The 21,911-nt window shown below is 65.2% G+C and carries 23 protein-coding genes; 11 read left to right on the top strand and 12 right to left on the bottom strand.

From position 1 onward, the window contains the following. Position 1: 1 nt before the first annotated feature. Both F7P65_RS04185 and F7P65_RS04180 read right to left on the bottom strand, forming a co-directional pair. Positions 2-856, bottom strand: a complete 855-nt coding sequence (locus tag F7P65_RS04185; RefSeq protein ID WP_150290507.1) for a hypothetical protein — start codon at positions 854-856, stop codon at positions 2-4. An 11-nt stretch (positions 857-867) separates the two neighbouring features. Next, positions 868-2,094 (bottom strand): TIGR04063 family PEP-CTERM/XrtA system glycosyltransferase, encoded by a 1,227-nt coding sequence (locus F7P65_RS04180; RefSeq protein ID WP_150290506.1) that lies wholly within the window; start codon positions 2,092-2,094, stop codon positions 868-870. Positions 2,095-2,184: 90 nt separating this feature from the next. Between F7P65_RS04180 and F7P65_RS22475 the strand changes: the two genes are divergently transcribed. From F7P65_RS22475 to F7P65_RS04155, 6 genes are all read left to right on the top strand, one after another. Then, positions 2,185-2,313, top strand: coding sequence for a hypothetical protein (locus F7P65_RS22475; RefSeq protein WP_275897546.1), 129 nt, complete (start codon positions 2,185-2,187; stop codon positions 2,311-2,313). Beyond that, positions 2,306-3,667 carry a putative O-glycosylation ligase, exosortase A system-associated gene (locus tag F7P65_RS04175; protein ID WP_150290505.1) on the top strand — a complete coding sequence of 454 codons (1,362 nt, stop codon included), beginning with the start codon at positions 2,306-2,308 and terminating at the stop codon, positions 3,665-3,667. Before F7P65_RS22475 ends, F7P65_RS04175 begins: the two co-directional genes overlap by 8 nt. Beyond that, positions 3,664-4,368, top strand: a complete 705-nt coding sequence (locus F7P65_RS04170; protein ID WP_150290504.1) for a hypothetical protein — start codon at positions 3,664-3,666, stop codon at positions 4,366-4,368. The genes F7P65_RS04175 and F7P65_RS04170 overlap by 4 nt, the downstream gene beginning before the upstream one ends. A gap of 46 nt (positions 4,369-4,414) precedes the next feature. Next, positions 4,415-5,425, top strand: a complete 1,011-nt coding sequence (locus F7P65_RS04165) for a DNA topoisomerase IB (RefSeq protein WP_150290503.1) — start codon at positions 4,415-4,417, stop codon at positions 5,423-5,425. Between the two features lie 27 nt (positions 5,426-5,452). Next, positions 5,453-6,619 carry a mechanosensitive ion channel family protein gene (locus F7P65_RS04160; RefSeq protein ID WP_150290502.1) on the top strand — a complete coding sequence of 389 codons (1,167 nt, stop codon included), beginning with the start codon at positions 5,453-5,455 and terminating at the stop codon, positions 6,617-6,619. A 92-nt stretch (positions 6,620-6,711) separates the two neighbouring features. Then, positions 6,712-7,101, top strand: a complete 390-nt coding sequence (locus F7P65_RS04155) for a hypothetical protein (protein ID WP_150290501.1) — start codon at positions 6,712-6,714, stop codon at positions 7,099-7,101. Here F7P65_RS04155 and dgcA read toward each other — a convergent pair. Then, the gene (gene dgcA / locus F7P65_RS04150) at positions 7,095-8,072 is read right to left on the bottom strand and encodes an N-acetyl-D-Glu racemase DgcA (protein WP_150290500.1); all 978 of its coding nucleotides are present in this window, start codon (positions 8,070-8,072) and stop codon (positions 7,095-7,097) included. The two genes, F7P65_RS04155 and dgcA, sit on opposite strands and share 7 nt — an antisense overlap. Before the next feature lie 94 nt (positions 8,073-8,166). On the opposite strand from dgcA, the gene F7P65_RS04145 reads away from it, so the two are divergent. Then, on the top strand, positions 8,167-9,465 hold the full coding sequence (locus F7P65_RS04145) for a class I SAM-dependent methyltransferase (protein ID WP_150290499.1): 1,299 nt from the start codon (positions 8,167-8,169) through the stop codon (positions 9,463-9,465). 42 nt (positions 9,466-9,507) lie between these two features. Next, positions 9,508-11,292: an ABC transporter transmembrane domain-containing protein gene (locus F7P65_RS04140; protein ID WP_150290498.1), complete on the top strand. Its 1,785-nt coding sequence runs from the start codon at positions 9,508-9,510 to the stop codon at positions 11,290-11,292. Positions 11,293-11,638: 346 nt separating this feature from the next. Here the strand turns inward: F7P65_RS04140 and F7P65_RS04135 are convergent, their stop codons facing one another. The 6 genes from F7P65_RS04135 to F7P65_RS04110 form a co-directional block, all read right to left on the bottom strand. Continuing rightward, positions 11,639-12,094: a VOC family protein gene (locus tag F7P65_RS04135; protein WP_150290497.1), complete on the bottom strand. Its 456-nt coding sequence runs from the start codon at positions 12,092-12,094 to the stop codon at positions 11,639-11,641. Positions 12,095-12,481: 387 nt separating this feature from the next. Beyond that, on the bottom strand, positions 12,482-12,799 hold the full coding sequence (locus tag F7P65_RS04130) for a PilZ domain-containing protein (RefSeq protein WP_150290496.1): 318 nt from the start codon (positions 12,797-12,799) through the stop codon (positions 12,482-12,484). Positions 12,800-13,062: 263 nt separating this feature from the next. Further along, positions 13,063-13,485 (bottom strand): ExbD/TolR family protein, encoded by a 423-nt coding sequence (locus F7P65_RS04125; protein ID WP_150290495.1) that lies wholly within the window; start codon positions 13,483-13,485, stop codon positions 13,063-13,065. 19 nt (positions 13,486-13,504) lie between these two features. Further along, on the bottom strand, positions 13,505-13,993 hold the full coding sequence (locus tag F7P65_RS04120; protein ID WP_150290494.1) for an ExbD/TolR family protein: 489 nt from the start codon (positions 13,991-13,993) through the stop codon (positions 13,505-13,507). A 111-nt stretch (positions 13,994-14,104) separates the two neighbouring features. Then, on the bottom strand, positions 14,105-14,863 hold the full coding sequence (locus F7P65_RS04115; RefSeq protein ID WP_150290493.1) for a MotA/TolQ/ExbB proton channel family protein: 759 nt from the start codon (positions 14,861-14,863) through the stop codon (positions 14,105-14,107). A gap of 84 nt (positions 14,864-14,947) precedes the next feature. Further along, entirely contained in the window at positions 14,948-15,607 is a 660-nt protein-coding gene (locus F7P65_RS04110; RefSeq protein ID WP_150290492.1) for an energy transducer TonB, read from the bottom strand. 249 nt (positions 15,608-15,856) lie between these two features. Between F7P65_RS04110 and F7P65_RS04105 the strand changes: the two genes are divergently transcribed. Together F7P65_RS04105 and F7P65_RS04100 are read left to right on the top strand one after the other, a co-directional pair. Continuing rightward, positions 15,857-16,735 carry a hypothetical protein gene (locus F7P65_RS04105; protein ID WP_150290491.1) on the top strand — a complete coding sequence of 293 codons (879 nt, stop codon included), beginning with the start codon at positions 15,857-15,859 and terminating at the stop codon, positions 16,733-16,735. 88 nt (positions 16,736-16,823) lie between these two features. Then, positions 16,824-18,128, top strand: coding sequence for a homoserine dehydrogenase (locus tag F7P65_RS04100; protein ID WP_150290490.1), 1,305 nt, complete (start codon positions 16,824-16,826; stop codon positions 18,126-18,128). Here F7P65_RS04100 and F7P65_RS04095 read toward each other — a convergent pair. After that, entirely contained in the window at positions 18,125-18,436 is a 312-nt protein-coding gene (locus F7P65_RS04095; protein WP_150290489.1) for a hypothetical protein, read from the bottom strand. The two genes, F7P65_RS04100 and F7P65_RS04095, sit on opposite strands and share 4 nt — an antisense overlap. Before the next feature lie 139 nt (positions 18,437-18,575). Here F7P65_RS04095 and glpX point away from each other — a divergent pair, with 139 nt between their 5' ends. Beyond that, positions 18,576-19,559 (top strand): class II fructose-bisphosphatase, encoded by a 984-nt coding sequence (gene glpX / locus F7P65_RS04090; RefSeq protein WP_150290488.1) that lies wholly within the window; start codon positions 18,576-18,578, stop codon positions 19,557-19,559. 76 nt (positions 19,560-19,635) lie between these two features. On the opposite strand, the gene F7P65_RS04085 is transcribed toward glpX, so the two are convergent. Together F7P65_RS04085 and F7P65_RS04080 are read right to left on the bottom strand one after the other, a co-directional pair. After that, complete coding sequence (locus F7P65_RS04085) at positions 19,636-20,013, bottom strand: MerC domain-containing protein (RefSeq protein WP_150290487.1); 378 nt, start codon at positions 20,011-20,013, stop codon at positions 19,636-19,638. 99 nt (positions 20,014-20,112) lie between these two features. Then, on the bottom strand, positions 20,113-21,897 hold the full coding sequence (locus tag F7P65_RS04080) for a sensor domain-containing diguanylate cyclase (protein WP_150290486.1): 1,785 nt from the start codon (positions 21,895-21,897) through the stop codon (positions 20,113-20,115). Between the last annotated feature and the right edge of the window lie 14 nt (positions 21,898-21,911).

Below are 21,911 nucleotides of genomic sequence, written 5' to 3'. Positions count from 1 at the left end.
TTCAGCGGGTGCGGCCAGCCATGCTGCGCAAGGTTCCGAGCGCGGCGCGCAGGGCTTCATCGACACCCTCTTCGACATGGTCGCGCACCGGCACGGGAGCTTCCACGGGCATGTCGGCCAGCACGGAGACGGGCCGACCCATCCGCTTGCGCTGGGCAAGGCCGCGTTCCAGCCTTTCGGTCAGTTCGGACAGCGACAGATGGGTGATCGGCGCGGGCGCGATCTTCGGCTGAGGGGCTTGCGTGACATGCTCATATTCCGCATCGACCGCTTCCGCCCGGAAGGCGCGTTCAAGACGGGCGAAGGCACGCTCCTCCATCGTCTTTTCAGGCGCGGCGGGGATGGAAAGCCCGGCGGCGGGCGCCGCTTCCTCCGCCTCAACCTCGGCTTGAGCCTCTTCGCGTCCCGGCGCGGTGCGCGGGAAAATGTCGAGACCGCCAAAGTCCCGGCTGGCGAAGATCGGCGCCCGCGCGGGTGCATCGGGATGCGCGTCGGCGCGGCGGCGCGCCGCCCCGGAAGCCCGGTCGCCCCGGCTGCGCGACAGCCAGTTCAGCTTGGACAATGCAAAACCCATTTTGCTCACTCCTGGGGCGCCGTTCACGCGCCCTTCCTCTTGATGCGTCAGCAGGGCGACGCGCCTTTCCCCTTGCCCGGCCCAGACCAGCCCCAGCGCCATCATCGCGCCGAAAGCGGCCAGCAGCAGCCGTGCCGTCATCCCCAGCGGCGGCGCGGCGGCGGGCAGCGCTTCGCTCAGCCCGCTCGACGCCGCCACCGTCTCGATCAACCCGACCGGCAGCGACAACAGCACCAGTCCGGTCCCCAGCGCGCCCAGCAGCGCCTTTGCCAGCCTCCCCATGCCGCGCCCTTTCAGGCCGCCGCCCGCACCCGCCGCGGATGCGCCAGCAACCGCTGATAAACGGGTTCGTAACGAAGAATGTTTGACGACCAGTTACGCTCGCGCTCCACGAACGCCCGCGCCACTGCCCGGCGCTCGTCCCAGAAGCTGCGATCCTCGAACATCCTGGCCAGCGCAGCGGCCATGGCGGGCGGATTGTCAGGCGCGAACAGCGTGCCGGTGACGCCATGCTCGATCAGTTCGCAATGGCCGCCAACCCCCGAGGCCGCGACCAGACGGCCCTGCGCCATGGCCTCCAGCGGCTTCAGCGGCGTCACCAGATCGGTGAGTCGCATTGCCTTGCGTGGATAGGCCAATATGTCGACCTGTGCGTAATAATCCTCGACCTGATCGTGCGGCACCCTACCGACGAAAACGATATGGTCGGCAAAGGGCGAGGCCATGGCCTGATCGCGCAGCGCCTGTTCGCACGGGCCGCCGCCGACCAGCAGCAGCTTCGCCCTGGGCCGCGCCCGCACCAGCTTCGGCAGGGCCGCGATCAGGTCGTCCAGCCCCTCATAATCGTAGAAGCTGCCGATGAAGCCGACGACATCCGCGCCCTCCAGGCCCAGTTTCTTCGTCAGCGCCGGATCGCGGGGAACGGGCGTGCCGAACTGCTCCATATCGACGCCATTGGGGGACACGATGATCTTGTCCGCATCGACCCCCCGCGCAACCAGATCGCCGCGCAGCCCTTCGCAGATCACCGCCACTGCATCGGCGGCGCGCACCGCATGGGTTTCCAGCCGCCGGGTCAGCCAATAGCGCGGGCTCCCCTCCGTCCCCGTGCCGTTGCCGACCGCCGCATCCTCCCAGAAGGCGCGAATTTCGTAGATCATCGGGATGCCGTGGCGCTTGGCCACCTTCTGCGCGGCGATGGCGTTCAGCACCGGCGAATGAGCGTGGATGACGTCCGGGCGCCATTGCCGCACCAGCGACTCGATGGCATCGGCATGGGCGGAAATGTCCCGCCACTCACGCAGCAGCGGATTGCCTCCGCCCGATTCGCCCGGCGTGCGATGGAAATGCAGGCCGTCGACGATTTCCTCCAACGGACCCTCTGCACTGTGGCGGTGGCCGGTAATGCCGCGCACTTCCCAGCCCCTGGCCTTCTGCGCCCGCAATATCGCGCGGGTGCGGAAGGTGTATCCGCTCTGCATCGGCAGGCTGTGGTCCAGCACATGGAGTATCCGTGTCATGCCCCGATTCTTTGCCTGAAAAGGTTTAACGGGCCGTCAACTCTGTTGGGTTAGGGATGGCGTCGTGGTTACGGACACCCTTCTCAAGCGATGATCGACGCGCTCTCCCTTCTTGTCAGTCATGGCGTCATCATGTTGACGGCCTGGCGGTTGCTGTCGCGCCCCGATCTTGACCGCGATCCCGATCCGGAAAACGACCCGGAGAACAGCAATGCGTGACCTGTTCTTCGTCGCCTTCCTCGGCGCCTTCTTCCTGGCTGGCTTCAGGCGACCGTTCCTGCTGATCGCGGTCTATGCCTATATCGACATCGTATCACCCCAGCGGCTGTCCTATTTCCTGTTGAACAGCATCCCCATTTCCTTCATCGCCTTCGTGCTGGCGGTTGGGGCCTGGCTGCTGGTCGACGACAAGAAGGATTGCCGCTTCTCCATGCGGCAGGTGATCCTGTTGCTGCTGCTTGCCTGGTGCGGATATACCACGGCGACGGCGGACTTCCCGATCAATGCCGCGACCAAATGGGCCTGGGTGTGGAAGGCGATGATCTTCGCCATCTTCCTGCCCATCACCTTGCGCACGCGCCTGCGGATTGAGGCGCTGGCCCTCTTCATGGTGCTCTGCGCCAGCACGATCATCATCAATGGCGGCATGAAGACCGCGCTGTCGGGCGGCGGCTATGGCGTGCTGAACCTGATGGTGGACAATAATAGCGGCCTTTACGAAGGCAGCATCATTTCCACGGTCGCGATTTCGCTGATCCCGCTGATCCTCTGGCTCTCCCAACATGGCACCGTCTTTCCGCCCGACTGGCGGGTGAAGCTCTTCGCCTATGCGCTCTGCTTCGCCTGCCTGCTGATGCCAATCGGGACGGAGGCGCGCACCGGGCTTGTCTGCATCGCCATCCTCGCGGGTCTCATGCTGATGCGGTCGAAGCGACGCTTTATCTACGGTCCTTTGATGGCGCTGGCGGCACTGGCGGCCATCCCCTTCCTGCCCGCCAGCTTCACCCAGCGCATGTCCACCATCGAAAATCACCAGAGCGACGAGAGCGCCTCCACGCGCCTCGAAGTCTGGAAATGGACGCTCGGCTATGTGAAGGAGCATCCGGGCGGCGGCGGCTTCGACAACTATCTCCAGAACAGCTTCACCTATGTCATGCAGGAGCGCGTCACCGACGCCGCCGGATCGCGCATGGAAAAGCGCATCGTCACCGACCATGGCCGCGCCTATCACAGCGCCTATTTCGAGATGCTGGGGGAACAGGGCTATTTCGGCTTCTTCCTCTGGGCGCTGCTGCACCTCATCTGTTTCATCCGCACCGAAACGATCCGGCGGATGTACCGCAGGCGGGATGGCGACGACGCCTGGGTCGCGCCCTTCGCCGTCGCCCTGCAACAGGGGCATGTCGTCTATATGGTGGGATCGCTGTTCGTGGGCATCGCCTATCAGCCCTTCATCTTCATGATGCTGTCGCTTCAGATTGGCCTCGACACCTATCTGACACGCCGGCGCAAGTCCGCCGCGCGCCAGCCGTTCTTTGCCCCGTCACCGGTCGCGCAGGGGAACGCCGCATGAAGGGCGAGTTGAAGATTTTGAGCATGGCGCATGGATTGCTGCTGGGACTGGTGCTGGCGTCGCCGCTGGCCGCGCCTGCGCTGCTGCCCTGGGGCGTGGAAGCGCTGTTCCTCATCGCCGCCTTCCAGTTGCGCCTCGCCGACCGGCGCTGGGAAACGCGGGCGGGCCTGCGCGGCTGGATCAGCCATATCCGCATGGCGCCGATGCGGCTGCTGCCCTGGGCCGGCATCGCGGCGGTCGCAGTCATCGCCGGTCCGGATCAGGCCCGGCTCGCCGTCGCGATCCTGATCGCCATCGCCCTGGGGGAATGGCTGATCTATCCGCTCGTCACCCCTTTGCTGGGCCGCCTGCCGCGCCGGGGGCTGGCGGGCGCGATCCTGTTGCTGCTGATCGGCTGCGGCCTTGCCGGAGAGGGGGCAGAGCCAGGACAGGCCGTGCGCTTCGCCATGGCCTTTGCGCTGGGCATGGGCGGCTGCGTCTTCTGGCTGCGCGGCCCCGATGGCGAGGCAGGCGCGACGCTGGCCGCGCTGGCCGCGACCGTCGCGGCGCTGATCGTCGCCCTGCTGTGGCCGCTGGCCCGAGGCGCCGCGATCCCCGCCGCGATCCTCTGCCTGACGCTGATCTTCGCCCATTTGTCGGTAATGCGCCGTCATCCCTTGCACTGGCGCCTGCCGGGCCGCCGCCCGGCCCAGCTCCGCTGAAACGGAACGAAGCGGGCGACGACGGGTTTGAAGCCATGAGACCGTCATGCCAGCGCCATCCCGAATCATCCATGCCAATGACAGCCTGCCCGGGATCAGCCGCCGGGCGCTGAAACGAGGATGGGCCTATTTCAGCGCGGATGGCGAACGCATCACCGACCGGGACGAAATCGACCGGCTGAATGCCATCGCCATGCCGCCCGCCTATCGCGACTGCTGGTTTTGTCCGTCGTGCCACGGCCATATCCAGGCGACCGGCTATGACGACCGGGGGCGCAAGCAATATCGCTATCATATCGACTTCCGCGCCGCGCGGGAGGCGGAGAAATATGCGGGCTGTCCGGCGTTCGGAGCGGCCCTGCCCAAGCTGCGCGCCCGGATCGAAGCCGATCTTTCCCGGCGCGGACTGCGCAAGGAAAAGACCCTTGCCGCCGTTGTCCGCCTGCTCGATCTCGCCAAGGTTCGCATCGGCAATGAACAATATGCCGCCGCGAACAAGAGCTTCGGCGCCACCACCCTGCGCCGCCGCCACGCCGATGTGCGTGGAGAGGCGCTGCGCCTGCGCTACCGCGCCAAATCGGGGCGCGAGCATGAGCTGACCGTCACCGACCGCCGCCTCGCCCGGTTCGTCCGCGCGGTGCAGGATTTGCCCGGCCAGCATCTCTTCCAATATCTGGATGAGGATGGTGTCGCCCGTCCGATCACCTCCAGCGACGTCAACGCCTATATCGCCGAGGCCATGGGCGGTGACTTCACCGCCAAGCATTTCCGCACCTGGGGCGCCTCCGTCATTGCCTTCGAAGCGCTGGCATCCGGCAGCGTCTCGCTCAAGCAGATGATCGCGCCTGTAGCCGAAGCGCTGGGCAACACCCCCGCGATCAGCCGCAAAAGCTATATTCATCCCGCTTTGATAGAGCTTTGCCGCAACGGACAGGATGAATGGCGCGAAGGGCTTCGCCTGCCGCGCAGAAGCCGCTATCTCTCCCGTTACGAACGCGGATTGATCGCCTTTCTGGAGAGCCGGGACGCCGCACCGGCGCTTTCCATGGCGGCCTGATCCGCATCCATAAGCTCAAGGACATCCATGGCCGCCAAGCAAGATCCTGTCGCCCTGCCCGAGATCGACGTCCGCCCACCCAATCTCACCGAGATGTGGCATGCGACGATCCATTGGTTCTCGCTCCACTCCGTCCAGATCCTGATCGCCATCGGCGCCGCCGTCGTCATCTATACGCTGCTGACGGCGCTGCGCGGCATTGGCGGGCGGTTCAGGGGCGCGCCGGGCGACACGCTGGGCCTCGCCAATGTCGCAGGCCGGGCCTTTGCCCGCACCACCCATTTCTTCATGGCAGCGGTCGCCGCACGGCTGGTGGTCAGCTACGCCAATCCGCCGCAAATGGTGCTGAAGACCGTCGCCTTTTTCTTCACCATCGCCGCCGTGTTCCAATGCGCCATCTGGACGCGCGAGATCATATTGGGGCTGGTCGAGCGGCGCACCGCCGCCGACGATGGCCAAACGCTCGCCAATGCCATGGGCCTGATTCGCGTGCTGGTGACCTTCGCCCTGTTCGCCATCGCGCTGATCGTCGTACTCGACAATCTGGGGGTCAATGTCACCGGTCTGGTCGCGGGCCTCGGCATCGGCGGCATCGCCATCGGCCTGGCGGCGCAGGGCATCTTCTCCGACCTGTTCGCCGCGCTGTCGATCATCTTCGACAAGCCCTTCCGCCAGGGCGAGATCATCACCTATGACCAGACCACCGCCCGGGTCGAGCATATCGGCCTCAAAAGCACCCGCCTGCGCGCGATGAGCGGCGAGAAGAAGGTGATCTCCAACGCCAATCTGCTGCAAAAGGAAATCACCAGCCTCCAGATGCTGGCCCAGCGCCGCGTGACCTTCGCCATCGGCATCATCTACCAGACGCCGCAGGACAAGGCCGACGCCATCCCCGCCATGCTGAAGGAGATCGTGGAGGCGCAGGGACATATTTTCGTCAATGCGGGCCTCATCAGCTTTGGCGCCAGTTCGCTCGACTATCAGCTCAATTTCGACGTGCCCGACCCCGACACCCATGATTATTTTCAGGCACGGCACCGTGTCGGCCTTGCCATCTGGAAACGTTTCGCCGCGGAGGGGATCGAATTTGCCTATCCCACGCAGACCAGCTTTACCGCCGCGCCGGACGGCCGCTCCATCATGCCCTATCCGGAGGTCCAGCCCGTCATGAGCGTCGATCAACAGGCCGGTTGAAGAACCGCCGACTCGCCTGACCCCATATCGGACTCGGTCCGTCCTGCGCCCGCTTGCCTGACGCCGCGGTGGAAGTCAGGCCCTGTCCGGCTATGAACAGACTATCTTATTTGCTGGCCGCCGCCGCGATCGCCTTGTCCCCCGCCGCCCATGCCGAAGGGATCGGCGCCGAAATCGACTATGGCCGCGCCGATGGCCATTGGGGCACGGAAATCGGCGCGGGTTATGCCATGAATCTGGGCGGCTTCAGCCTGACGCCGGGTGGCGGCGTCTATCTGCGCGACGGCGACACGAAACTTTATGGACGGGTGGAGGCGACCTACAGCCTGCCCGCCTCCGCCACCATCGGCGCGGGCGTGCGGTTCAGCGGCGACAACACCCGGCCCTATGCCACGCTCGCCATGCCGCTGATCCCCAAGTTGCGCGCCAAGGCGAATGTCGGACCCAAATATTACACTCTCGGCCTGACGCTGGGTTACTGACCGACGCCCCACAACCGACCGGGCAGGAGCAGGCCGTCATCCAGAAGGAGCGCGCCCTCCCGGTCCTTCGCCAGCAGCAAGGCGCCGTCCAGATCGATCCAGTCCGCCCCCTGCGCCACCAGCGCGGCCGGCGCGATCCCCAGCGACGTCCCCAACATGCAGCCGACCATCACGCGGAACCCGCGCATTTTCGCTTCGCGCGAAAGCGCCAGCGCCTCGGTCAACCCGCCCGCCTTGTCGAGCTTGATGTTCACCGCATCGAAATCCCCCAGCCGGTCAAGATCGGCGCGGGTATGGCAGCTTTCATCGGCGCAGAGCGGCAAGGGCGACCGGACCCCGGCCAGCCGCTCCTCCCGCCCATGAAAGACCGGTTGTTCCACCATCTCCACGCGCAGTTCCGCCAGCGCCCCCGCCTCGGCCACGATGTCCAGATCATGCCAGCTTTCATTGGCGTCCACGATCAGCCGCACATCGGGCGCCCCCGCCCGCACCGCAGCGATCCGCGCCCGGTCGCCCTCGCCGATCAGCTTGCATTTGAGCAGCCCGAAGCCGCGCGCCGCCGCCGCGCGCGCGTCCCGCTCCATCTTTTCCGGCTCGCCCAGGCTGATGGTGAAGGCGGTCGGCAAAGGCCGCGGCTCCTCCAGCCCAGCCAGTCGCCACACCGGCACACCGGCGCGCTTCGCCTCCAGATCCCAAAGCGCGCAGTCCAGCGCGTTGCGCGCCGCCCCGCGCGGCATCCGCTCCAACAGCGCCTCCCGCTCCAGCGGCCCGGAATAGGCAGTGATTGCCGCAGCGCAGCCCTCCGCCGTCTCGCCCTCATAATAGATCGCCGTGCCTTCGCCCCGGCCGACATGCACGCCGTCGCCCACGGTGCACACCACCACGTCCACGGACGTCTTGGCCCCCCGGCTGATGATGAAGGCCCCCGCGACCGGCCAGCGTTCAACAGTCGCGGATATGATGCATGTCATCGGCGTTCCCTATGGTGAGAATATACGAACCTGTGCGAACCGGCTATCCGCCGCATAATCCCTCTCGACCCGCAGATAAAGGATGGGCGCACCTGTGACCTCCAGAGAATTGACCGGCCTCCTGTCCCTCACCGACGCCGATGCCGCCGCCGCGCAACGCCGCCTGTCCGACGTCGCCCGTTCTTGGGCCTGGCGCATCGGCTTCGGCGCGGTCACCTGGCCGTGGCTGCTCGCCAGCCTGTCGGGCGGACGCAAGGCGGACAAGCGCGCCTTGCTGGACGAACTCGGCCTGCCCCATGATGCGCTCCCGCATCTGGGCAGCTGGAAGGCGGATGTCGGCTTCCTGCGCCATATCGTCCGCGAGATCGCGCGCCTCCGCCCGGCCCATGTGGTGGAACTGGGCGCGGGCGCCTCCACCCTGATCGCCGCCCGCGCGCTGGCGCTGCATGGGGGCGGGCGGCTGACCAGCTTCGATCAGCATGACGGCTTTGTCGCCGCAACGCGCAACTGGCTGACCGACCATGGCCTCCACGCCGACCTCCGCCACGCGCCGCTGACCGCCGAGAGCCGCGATTGGCCCGGCCTCTGGTACGACATCGATGCCCTTCCCGACAGCATCGACCTGCTCATCATCGACGGTCCGCCCTGGGCCGTCCATCCGCTGGTGCGTGGCGCGGCGGACAGCCTGTTCGCGCGCCTTTCCCCCCATGCCGTCGTGCTGCTGGACGATGCCGCCCGCCCCGGCGAGCGCCTCGTCGCCCGGCGCTGGCGCCAGCGTTGGCCGCATATCGACTTCCGCCTGAAGCATGACGGCACCAAGGGCACGTTGGTCGGGCGGCGGCGCGACACGTCCATCCCCGTCGCCAACGACAATGAACAGGGCCGGACATGGCGGCATCTGGCCCGCGCCGCCGGGATCGCCGGGCTGATCGCGACCGGCTGGATCGCGCGCGGCGAATTGGGCGAATTTCCGCAAGCCGCCGAGGCCAGCACCTTCCTCGACGAAGCCGCCGCGTCCCACCGCACCGGCCTGCTGCGACAGGCGATGGCGTCGCAGGTCGAAAGCGCCACGCTCAACGCCGCCGAAATCCGCCGTTCCACCGGCATCGTCCTGCCACCCTTGCCCGCATCCTGGCGGATCGACGATGTCCAGCTTTACCCCACGCCCGACAGCCCCGCCGTCGCCGTGTCCATCACCACGCCTGATGGCGAGCAGCTTTCCTTCTTCGCCGACCGCGCCGAAACCCCGGCGGAGGCACGCCCGCTGCTCGCCCACCGGGCGCAGGACGTCATCGCCTATTGGGAAGCGGGCGACATGGCCTATGCCCTGACCGGCCGGGCCAAGGCGGCACGCATCATGGCGTTGGCAGCAGAGATCGCGCCCGCCGCCTGATCCCCTTTTCCGGCGCGCGGCGGGCTGCTACAGCGCGCGCCCATGGACGAGGTGGAAAAGCCGTCGCGCGACAAGACGCGCCCTGCACTTGGCAGCCTGGGGATGATCTGGCGCTTCGCCAGCCGTTATCCTGGCCGTATCGCCGGCGCGCTCGCCGCGCTGCTCATCTCCTCCGCCGCGACGCTGGCGATCCCCAGCGGCTTCCGGCTGGTGATCGACCGGGGCTTTGTCGGTGGCGGCGACATCAGCCGCTGGTTCGAATATCTGTTGCTGATCGTCGTCATCCTGGCGGCGGCGACGGCGGCCCGCTTCTATTTCGTCTCCTGGCTGGGTGAGCGCGTCGTCGCGGACATCCGATCCGCCACCCAGGCCAATCTGCTGCGGCAGGAACCCCGCTTCTTCGAGGAAAACCGCCCGTCGGAAATCGCCTCCCGCATGACTGCCGACACGGCGATCATCGATCAGGTGGTGGGATCGACCGTGTCCATCGCCCTGCGCAACATGGTGACCGGAATCGGCGGCCTTATCTATCTCTTCGCGCTGGCACCCAAGCTGGCGGGACTGTTGCTGCTCGGCATCCCGGTCATCCTGATCGCGATCATCGGCCTTGGCCGCCGGGTGCGCAAATTGTCGCGCGCCAGCCAGGACCGGCTGGCCGAGGTCGGCAGCGTCACCTCCGAAACCCTCGGCGCGATGAAGATCGTGCAGGCCTTCGGGCAAGAGGGGCGGGAGGCTGCCCGCTTCGACGCCACGGTCGAATCCGGCTTTGCCACCGCCCGGCGCCGCATCGCCTTGCGTGCGGCGATGACCGCCATCGTCATCGCGCTGGTGTTCGGGTCGATCACCGCCGTCATGTGGCAGGGCGCGCTGGACGTTGCCGCCGGACGCCTCTCGGGCGGCAGCATCGCCGCCTTCGTGCTGACCGGCGGTCTGGTTGCGGGGGCGTTCGGCGCCCTGTCCGAAACCTGGGGTGACCTGCTGCGCGGCGCGGGCGCGGCCGGGCGGCTGCATGAACTGATGCGCGCCGTGCCGCAGATCACCGCCCCGCCCCGCCCCGTGCCGGTCCCCAGCGCCGATCATGGCGCCCGGCTCCAGTTCGAGGATGTGCATTTTCGCTATCCCACCCGGCCCGATCAGGCAGCGCTGCACGGCATTTCCATCGACATCGCGCCGGGCGAGACGGTCGCGATCGTCGGCCCGTCCGGCGCGGGCAAGTCCACGCTGATCCAGCTGGCGCTGCGCTTCTACGATCCCGATTCGGGCGACATCCGCCTGAACGGCGTGCCGCTGACGCAGGCCGATCCGGCGGCGGTGCGCGCCATGATGGCAATGGTGCCGCAGGAAAGCATCATCTTCGCCGCCTCCGCCCGCGACAATCTGCGCTATGGCAAATGGGATGCCAGCGACGAGGAAATCTGGGCCGCCGCCCGCGCCGCCAATGCGGACGCCTTTCTGCGCGCGCTTCCCCAGGGGCTGGACAGCTATCTGGGCGAAGGCGGCGCGCGATTGTCAGGAGGTCAGCGCCAACGCCTGTCCATCGCCCGCGCCCTGTTGCGCGACGCCCCGATCCTACTGCTCGACGAGGCGACCTCCGCGCTCGACGCCGAATCGGAACGGCTGGTGCAGGACGCCCTCGCCCGATTGATGAAGGGCCGCACGACCATCGTGATCGCACATCGCCTGGCCACCGTCCGCGCGGCCGACCGGATATTGGTGCTCGACGACGGGCAACTGGTCGAACAGGGCGACCACGCGACGCTGATGGCCGGCCAGGGATTATATGCTCGTCTGGCCAACCTCCAGTTCCAGGATGCGCCGGCGGGCTGACGGCACGAGGCATTGACGGGTATGGGTGGTTTGCGGATGCCCGCCCCTCCGTCACGCCAATTCCCCCATCGTCACCCCAGCGCAGGCTGGGGTCTCAGGCCATGACACGCGCTATCTCCCGAGATCCCAGCCTGCGCTGGGATGACGAAAAGGGTGGTTTTCAGACCAGCGGGTTTCGGTCAAGGCATAGGCGGAAATGGCAAGCTGCCGTTTTCGAAGCTTTTGGGGCGAGCGTTACGTAAGAGGCCCGTCCGCAATATGACACGAACAGTATGATGCTATTGTCGCATTGCAGCCGTAGAGGACAAGACGCTACCCGAAAGCTATCCAACGTTTTTAGAGCAGATCATGACTGCTGCTTGGGATCGATGTGAACTAGTGCTACGCCATAGCCGCAACTAGCGTGGGCATCTAGAAAAAACTCATGATAACGGTTAAATAGCCCGTCAAGGTGCTGGTCAATTTCTTCCTGCGTATAGTCCAACGAGTTAACACAACTATAGCCTTGTGAAGACGCCCGCTCATATGCCTTGCTCGCATCGTCGACGCCGAAGCAGACTGTCAGAATACCCTCTCCACGGTGCAAAAGAAAAGGCGACACTGCGCTATCATCTTCTCGGCCTGCCATAGGTGCGCACAACTCTATCCCCGCATCCCAAGCGATAGCGACGTTGATCCCGAATGGCTCGCCCGTCCAATCAGCTTTCATAAATGTGGCACCCAGCAAATCGCTGTATTTCTGCTTTGCCTGCTCGAGATCGCGGACTGCGATAACGATGCGATCGATGCCTCGAAGACCCATAATGCCTCTCAGATATCATTTGATAATATCAATAGCGCAGCAGGGCATGTGGTCAACGTCGATGCTCACGAACGGCAAAAAATGGTCGAAACCAGTCGGCATTTCCCGTCCTACAGCATCGCACCATCGCTAAGCCGAACCCGCTCTTCGGTCACATCGCGAACAAGGAAATTGCGCACGAACGACACTTTTTGGCGCGTCTATCGTGTTACCTTTGCGACCCAAATTCGATCGAGCGCGCGAGGGGAAGCCAGCAAAAGGGCCATCCTACGCGGATCAAAAACGTCATCTTGGATGGGCAAGCAAAAGCGGCAGTTTTCGCCAACATTCGCAGAGCCGTTCGACCATTCGCCACGCCCTGATCCCGAACGATTGACGACACGCGGCCTACAGGCTGATCTTGATGATATGATCCAGAATGGCGGCGTGCAGCGGGCGCTCGAACACGCAGCCCGATTCATGCGCCCGGCTCCACAACACGCGCGCGCGGCGGCCTTCAAATCCCGGCAGCATGATCCACAGATCATCCTCCGCCGTCAACTTCATGAAGCTTTTGAGCCGGAAGCCGGTCGTGGTGACATCGGTGATCTGGCTCTTGAACCAGGTTTCACCCGGCCGGCGAACCCGCACGCCGATCAGCACCGACCGCCGGTCTACCAGACGGTTCTCGCTCCTGCTGAATTCGGTTTGAGGTTTGGCGCCCATGATCCATGCCGATTTGACTGTCCCCATCATCCCTCTTCAGGGTGAAAAAAACATTAAGTCCTCACGGACGGCAGCCATAAAATAAGGGGCCGCCGAAGCAGCCCCTGTCAGTCCACGCCAAGCCGATTGCGTCACCCCTGCCCGCGCCCGGAAACGGGAAGTCAAACATTCCCGGCCAGACGGCGGCGGCGTATTCGAGCCTGGCGCCTCATCATTTTCGACAACCGGATTCCGGCGCTGCCAGAACCCGATCCCGATATCGGTTAGAACTTGCCGTACTGCTCGTTGCCGACGAAGCCCAGCTTCGTCACGCCAGCCCGCTTGATCTCCGCCAACACCTGGTCGACGACGACATATTTGGTTTCGGCATTCGGCTGGAACTGCAGTTCGGGTTCGACCGGCAGCCGCAGCGACTGCTGCAGATACTGACGCAGGGTCAGCAGGTCGATGGCCGATCCGTTCCAGGTGATGACGCCGCTGGGATCGATTGCCACCTTGTTCTTGACCGGGTCGACGACATTGGTGGTCGGCGGCGCGCTCTGCGGCAGGTCGATCTTGACCGCGTGGGTCTGGATCGGAATGGTGATGATGAACATGATGAGAAGAACGAGCATGACGTCGATCAACGGCGTCGTGTTCATTTCCACCATCGGCTCGCCATCGTCTCTTCCGGCACTCATTGCCATGGGGCGATACTCCTAAAACTTAGAGCCGGTGCGTCTGCGAACCCGGTTCGGGTTCGGAGATGAAGCCGACCTTCGGGAAACCGGCGCGCTGCATCGTATAGATGGTGCCGCCGATGCACCGGTAGGGGACGTTGATGTCGCCGCGGATATGCACTTCGGGCAGATCCTCGGGCGTCAGATTCGCAACGCCGCCCGCTTTCTTGATGTCCGCTTCGAGCTTCGCGACCGCACGGTCGAGCAGTTCGTCGGACGATACTCTGGTCAGGTTCCAGTAGACCGCGCAGCTGCCATCGGACGACTGAGTGACCGACAGGGAGACATTTTCCGGCTTCGTCGTCGTCGGCTCGAACGCGACCTTGGGAAGCTGCAGCTGAACCGTCTGGACGACGACCGGGACCGCGATGAGGAAGATGATGAGCAACACCAGCATGACGTCGACGAGCGGCGTCGTGTTGATGTCGGACATCGGCTTGTCTTCACCGCCGTCAGAGCCAACACTCATTGCCATTGATTATTTTCCTAACATGCTTGTCGATGGCGCCTCGTTTATCGAGGCCCACGTCCGGTGGGAAACGGGCAGTCGCAGCCGCCGTCCGGTCCCCACCGGCATCCCAGCCTATCAGGCCTTGGTCGCGGCAGCGGCCGGCTTGGCGGCAGCAGCGGCGGGAGCAGCGGCAACCGAAGGCTTCACGGCGCCGTTCGACACCAGATAGGCCAGCAGGTCGACGGTGAAGCCGTTCAGCTGCTCGGCGATCGACTTGTTGCGGCGCTGCAGGAAGTTGTAGGCCAGCACCGCGGGAACGGCCACGGCCAGACCCAGGGCGGTCATGATCAGAGCTTCACCGACCGGGCCGGCAACGGCGTCGATCGAAGCCTGACCGGCGGCGCCGATCTTGATCAGGGCGCGGTAGATACCGATAACCGTACCGAACAGACCGATGAACGGCGAGGTCGAACCCACGGTCGCGAGGAAGGCGAGACCGCCGCCGAGCGACGAGTTGATCGCGGCTTCCGAACGCGCCAGCGAGCCGTGCAGCCAGTCATGCGCTTCGACCGGATCGGTCAGCTTGCCATGCTCGTCCTGGGCCTTGATGCCGTCATCGACGATCTGCTTGTAGGCCGAGTTCTTTTCCAGCTTTGCCGAAGCTTCCTTCAGCGACGCGGAACGCCAGAAGGTCGCGCGGACCTTCTTGCCCTGGTTGATGACCTTCTGCTGTTCGATCAGCTTGGTGAACAGGATGTAGAAGGTGCCGACCGACATGGCGCACAGGATCAGGAAAACGGTCCAGGCGATGGTGCCGCCCTGCTCGAGCGCTTCCATCAGGCCGTAAGGATTGGCCGCCTTCGGGGCAGCGGCCGCTGCGATAGAGATCAACATGTTCAAGACTTCCCTCTCAAAGGATCAATAACAAGGGGGAGGCGGCGGCCGGACCGATCCGGGCTGCCCGCCTGCCCTTTCCAATTATTCCGGCAGACGCCAGGTGATTCGGCCGTTGTACGTGTCCGACATCGGCCCGCCCCCGGCTGCGGTAGCGGGCTTGAATCTCGCACGCTTGGGCAACAGGCGGCAGGTCGCCTCGTCGAGGTCGGCATGGCCGGTCGAAGAGGTGATCGTGCAGTTGGTGACGCGGCCATCCGGACCGATTTCCAGTCGGAATCCTGCCGTACCCGAACGTTCTTCACGCTGCGCGCGGCTCGGATAATCGGCGTCGCTCAGCCAGCTGCCGGGGTTGCTGCGCGGCGACGCACGAGATGCAGGCACCTCGGGCGGCGGCGGCGGAGCCGGCGGCGGCGGAGCAGCAACCGGGACCGGGTTGAACACCGGCGGCGGCGTCCGGACCGTCTGGATAGGCGGAGCCTGAACAGGGGTCTGGACGATCGGCGGCGGTGCGACGACCGGCGGCGGCTCGACGGGCTGATCCGGCGGGGGCGGCGGCGGCTCCTCATCCGGTGGCGGCGGTTCCTCCTTCACGTCGATCACGTTCAGCTGTTCCGCCGCCTTTTTGACATATTTCATGCCAAGACCGGTGACGAAGGCATAACCCAGAACAGCGTGAATCAGGGCGACGATAATGATCGAGATTGTGCGACTCGATCCTTGCGAGTGGTCAGCATAGGCCATTCGGCAACGACACTCCTTAACTCAGCTTTACCAGTTGATTATCGGCAAATAAGCCAAAAACGACCGATCTGGCCGGGTCACCCCGGTCATCTTGGCCCCTATCCGTCCATTTGCTACCGTTGGAACTCCTATCGCGGCGCATCGTGGCACGCAAACGCTTTATCGAGATGATGATTCGCAACCGCTATTCCACACCAGAAAGACTTGCATGTGACAATCATGTCACGGACTGTCATGATTAGGATGATGATGAAAAAAAAATCCACCCTATCCGCGCGGAAACTCGCTCTTCTGTGCCTCATTTCCGCCGTACAATCGCAGATTTCTGCGGCTCAGACGCCTGGAGCGCGAACGGCAGCGCAACTATCGCAGCCCGCCGCCGGGCTGTCCTATGCCGATATTGCGGACCTGGCGGACATGGCGCCGATGGTGGCACAGGCGCGGATTGGCAACATCATCAAATTGCGGCCCGAGCAGGCCGGAACCGTTCCGGCGGGCTATCAGCGGGTCTTTGTGGAGGCAAATGTCACCGCCCTGATTCGCGGAGAGGGGGGAATCAGCCCTACCGTCCGCTACCTCTATGACGCGCGCCTCGATGCGCGGGGCAAATTGCCCAAGCTGAAGAAGGCGGACGTGCTTCTGTTCGCCCGGAAAGGCGCCCGGCCCGGCGAAATCCAGCTGGTGGCGCGCGACGCCCAGATCGCCGCCTCCGCGGCCGAACTCGAACGGGTGAAGGCCATTCTGTCCGAACTGGTGGCCAACAATGCGCCCCCGCGCATCACCGGCCTGGGCGATGCCTTCCACGTCGCCGGCACGATCGCGGGCGAGGGCGAAACGCAGATATTCCTGCGCACCGAGAATGGCGATCCCGTATCGTTGTCGATCCTGCGGCGCCCGGGGCAGGCGCCGCGCTGGGCCGTGGCGCTGGGCGAGATCGTCGACGAAGCCGCCCGCCCGCCGGTGCGCGGCAGCCTGCTCTGGTATCGTCTCGCTTGCGGCCTGCCGCCCGAATTGCCTGCACAGTCGGTCCGCGCCCTTGCCGCCCCGGACGCCGAGGCAGCCCGCGCCGATTATCAGGTCGTGCTGTCCGCGCTCGGTCCCTGCGGCCGAACGCGGTCGGCGCGATGAACGGCGGGGGGACGCCTTTTCCTTGGACAGACACGCAGAGGCGGCTATCAGCGCCGCTTCACGTCTGACCGAAGGATAAGAGAAAGCCATGACCAATCTGCACCGCCATGCCCCGCTGCGCGTCGCGCTCGTCGGCCTCGGCACGGTGGGCGGGGGCGTCATTCGGCTGCTTCAGACCAATGCCGACCTGATCGCCCGCCGTGCCGGCTGCCCGATTCAGATCGTGGCCATCTCCGCGCGCGACCGGAACAAGGATCGCGGCGTCGACCTGTCGCCCTATGAATGGGTGGACGACATGACGACGCTGGCGACCCGCGACGATATCGACGTGGTGGTGGAACTGATCGGCGGAGCGGACGGCCCTGCCCTCACCCTCGCCCGCCAGTGCCTGAGCGTCGGCAAGCCGTTCGTCACCGCGAACAAGGCGATGCTGGCCCATCATGGCCTGGACCTCGCCGCGCTGGCGGAGAAGGCGGGCGTCGCGCTCAAATATGAAGCGGCGGTCGCCGGCGGCATCCCCGTCATCAAGGGCATGCGCGAAGGCGCGGCCGCGAACGAGATCAGCCGCGTCTACGGCATCCTCAACGGCACCTGCAATTACATCCTGACCACCATGGAAAAGGAAGGTCGGGGTTTCGACGAAGTGCTCAAGGAAGCACAGGAACTGGGCTATGCCGAAGCCGATCCCAGCTTCGACATCGACGGCGTCGACGCCGCGCACAAGCTGACCATCCTCGCCGGTCTCGCCTTCGGCACCGAGCTGGATTTCGATGCGGTCGCGACCACCGGCATTCGCCATGTCATCGCCGCCGACATCGCCGAAGCGGCGGCACTGGGCTATCGCATTCGCCTCGTCGGCATGGCGGAGAACGGACCTGAGGGGCTGTTCCAGCGCATTCACCCGATGCTGGTGCCGCTCGACCATCCGCTTGCCCATGTCGATGGTTCGCTCAACGCCGTGGTGGCGGAGGGGAATTTCGTCGGCCGGCTGTTCTTCCAGGGGCGCGGCGCGGGGGACGGTCCGACGGCCTCCGCCGTGGTGGCCGACCTGATCGACGTGGCGCGCGATGAATATGGCGACGCGCTCGCCATGCCGGTTGCCGCCCTCGCCCAGCAGAAGCCCGCCGATGCCGGCAAGCGTGTCGGCCGCGCCTATTTGCGTTTCAAGGTGCAGGATCGCCCGGGCGTGCTGGCGGAGATCGCCGCGGCCACCCGCGATGCGGGCGTCTCGATCGAGAGCATGATCCAACGCGGCGCGAATCAGGCGGACGGCGTGCTGGTGGCCATCGTCACCCACGCGGGCGAGGAACGCTGCGTGCGGGAGACGCTCGAGCGGCTGGCCGGATCGGACAGCCTGCTCCAGACGCCGATGGTCATGCATATTCTCGACTAATCGAGTCCGAAACTGCGCGCCAAGGTTTTCTCCACCGGCTCGCCCAGCCGGAAAATCTGACGGTTAGCGCGCTTGGGGCAATTAAGATTGCCGATAACCCGGCAAGGCCGCGCGTCGAATCGATAGGCGTTCATCTTGCCATCGCTGGCGGGCAGCGCGGGACCGGAGATGCGGGGGCCAGGAGTCTCCGCGCCCGCGAGGCAAAGCGACGGCACGGCCTCACACGGCGCGGGGCGAATTCCTGCGCCACGATGCGAGGCTCCGTCATATTGGGCGGCAAGGCTGGCGGCCATCAGCAACAGGATCATAAGCGCGGCCCTTCTCTTCTCTGAGCCAGCAACGCAGCAGCCGCGCTTGCGTTGCATTGTCCTCCTGAAAAGCGCACCCTCGACAAGGATCGGCCGACGACCTATCGCGCTTCGAAAAGGCGTTAGAAGAGGAATGACTATGGTGCAGGCAAGCTCGATACTCGATCGCGTGCTGGTGCTGGAAATGGTGCGCGTGACCGAAGCCGCCGCCATCGCCGCGTCGAAGCTGATCGGCCGGGGCGATGAAAAGGCCGCCGACGCAGCCGCGGTCGAAGCGATGCGCCTGGCTTTCAACGAACTCTACATGGACGGCACCGTGGTCATCGGCGAAGGCGAGCGCGACGAGGCGCCAATGCTCTATATCGGCGAGAAGGTCGGCAACGCCATCGGCACCGGCCCCAGGATCGACATCGCGCTCGATCCGCTGGAAGGCACCACGATCACTGCAAAGGCCGGCCCGAATGCGCTGGCCGTGCTGGCGATTTCCGAAGAAGGCGGACTGCTCAACGCCCCCGACGTCTATATGGAGAAGCTGGCGGTCGGCCCCGGCTATCCCGACGGCATCATCGATATGAACAAGCCGGTGAAGGACAATGTCGAGGCCGTCGCCAGGGCCAAGGGCGTCGATCCGCATGAAATCATCGTGTGCGTGCTCGATCGCCCGCGCCATGAAAAGCTGATCGGGGAGTTGCGCGCCATCGGCTGCGGCATCATGCTGATCCCGGACGGCGACGTCGCGGGCGTGATCGCGACCACCAATCCCGAAACCAATATCGACATCTATATGGGATCGGGCGGCGCGCCCGAGGGCGTGCTGGCCTGTGCCGCGCTGCGGTGCGTCGGCGGCCAGTTCAAGGGCAAGCTGCTGTTCCGCAACGATGACGAGCGGGCGCGCGCACGCAAATGGGGCATCGCCGATCTCGACAAGATCTATGATCTCAAGGAACTGGCGAAGGGCGACTGTATCTTCGCGGCGACGGGGGTGACGGACGGATCGCTGCTGGCCGGGGTGAAGCGTCTGCCCGGCGGCAAGCTGACCACCGACAGCGTCGTGATGCGCGCCAGCACCGGCACGGTGCGCTGGGTGAAGGGCGAGCATCGGCTGGATCGCAAGCCGATCTGAGCGTTCGACGCCGCCTCAAGACAAAAAAAAGGGACCCGAACAGGTCCCTTTTTTCATGCCCGCATTCCGGAAGGAGCTATCGCCCGGCGCGGTGATTGAGGTCGTGCCCCAGCGCCAAAATTCCCACACCCAGCAACGTATAGGCGCTTTCCTGCAAGCCATGATCCATGGTGAGCGCGCCCGCCATGATGCCGAGGCCCAGCGATCCGATCGCGGCCGGCATCATATAGCCATGCGCCACCGCGCCGTGGCCGAGCGCCACCGCGCCCAGCAGGATCGCGAACACCAGCCCCGCCTCATGGAAGATCGGACTTTCGAATATCCCGCCCGCCGACGCCAGCACACCCAGCAGCACGGCGGTCCCGAAACAATGCGCGACGCACATGCCCGACAACGCAATCGCGATCCGGTCGATACGACCGTTGAGCAGATGTTGGCGAAGGCTGATCGGCATGGTCGTCGCTACATAGGCGAGACAAAGCGAAGTTACAACATATCATTGCCCGATTTTATGGAGACTCTTGCGCCGACCGGGGCACGACGCGGGATAAGCCTAAGCCGCCCGCCGCAGACAGTTCCGCCCGCTATTCTTGGCGCGATAGAGCGCCTTGTCCGCAGCCTCCAGGATCGCGTCGCGCCCGGTTTGCATATCCAGCTCGACCAGCCCGGCACTGAAGGTCACCCGGATCGCTTCCCCCGAATCGATCCGCACGGGATTGATCGACACCAGTTCGCGCAACCGCTCGCAGATCATGCTTGCCCGCTCGACATCCGTGCCGCTCAACAAGATCGCGAATTCCTCGCCGCCCAGCCGGCCAATGCCGTCCACGCCGCGCAAACCCGGCCGCAACCGCTCGACGAAGCCGGCCAGCACCCGGTCGCCCGCGCCATGGCCGTGGCAATCGTTGACCGCCTTGAAATGATCGATGTCGATCAACAGCAGGCAGGCCCGCCCGCCCCGCCGGACGCGCCCAATCTCGTCGTCCAGCTTTTCCAGGAATGCCCGCCGCGTATCGGCTCCGGTCAGCGAATCCAGCGCCGCCACCTGTTGCAGCGCGCGCTGCCGCGCCTTGTGCCGTGACATGTCGCGGATCGTGCTGACGATCCCGGTCGGCAGCCCGTGTTCATCCACCACGGCGCGCGCCACCATCTCGCACCATTCCGGCCCATGGTCGGAGATGAAGGGCCGGAACTCGACTGTCTGCACGCTTCCCGGCTGCGCCAGTGCGCCGGCGATGGCAGCATCGACCAGGACGCGGTCCTCCGGATCGACCAGATTGGCCGCATCCTGCCCGATCAGCAGTTCCGGCGCGCAGCCGATCTGCTCCGCGGCGGCGGGCGAGGCATATTCGATCAGCCCGTCCACGCTGATGTTGAGCACCACATCGCCGCTGTGCTCGGCAATCACGCGATAGCGCGCCTCGCTTTCCTGCAGCATCTGGAACAGGCGTCGGCGGCTGTTCAGTTCCGCCGCGATCGGCATCGACAGCAGGAAGGTGAAGGCGAGAAAAAATTGAAATTGCTGCATCCGCTCGCCCAATGTGCCGCTGGGAAGCATATGCAGCGGGCCATGGCCGGTCAGGGTGGCGGTGCCGCCGATCGCGGCGAGGATCAGCACCGAAGCCGCCGCTCCCAGATTGCCCACGCGAAAGACGATGGCCACCATCGGCAGCAACAGCGCGAACAGCATCGGGTAACGCGCAAGGTAAAACACATGCGCCGTCGCAAGCGAGAAGACGATCAACAGGCCGAGCGCCTCCCATTGTTCCCGGCGCGGCGTCTGGTCGAGCCAGCGGCGCGCCTCCCCCTGCAACAGCATCATCAGGATGGGCGTGCAGGTCAGCCCGCCCAACACATGACCGGTATACCATTGCAGCCAGGACGGACCGAAAGACACCGGCGTCAGCGACGATGCGACCAGCGCGGCGGCCATCCCCGCCAGCATGTTCGCCGGGCCGCACAGGGCCAAGGTGAAGACGATGAGCGGACGCAGCGAGCCGGCGAATTTCCGCCCCGGCGCAAAGCGGCGGCACAAAAGCGCCACGATCAGCGCCTCCATCAGGTTGATGCCCGCCATCGGCACCGCCGCCAGCGGCCCCATGCCCCACAGGCTCGTCGCGGCGGCGCTCGCCATGCCGCAGGCGATCAGCGAAGGAAGCCAATCGCCGATCCGCGATGTCAGCAGGACCGCCATCAGCAGCGCGTTGGCGCCCCAGATGAACGCGAGGCCCCCTTCGAAACGCGAACTGTCGAGCGCCAGCATCGCCAGCGCGAAATAGCCGCCGCCGAGCAGAACCGGCTTCAGTCGGGACAAAGGATGGCGAAGAGTCGTTTGCATCTTCCACCCGCCTT

Origin of the sequence: Sphingobium estronivorans (assembly GCF_008692605.1) — a bacterium.
In the GTDB taxonomy this organism is placed as follows: Bacteria; Pseudomonadota; Alphaproteobacteria; order Sphingomonadales; family Sphingomonadaceae; genus Sphingobium; species Sphingobium estronivorans.
Note: the sequence above shows the minus strand (reverse complement) of the source record. Positions and strands in the feature narration are given on the sequence as shown.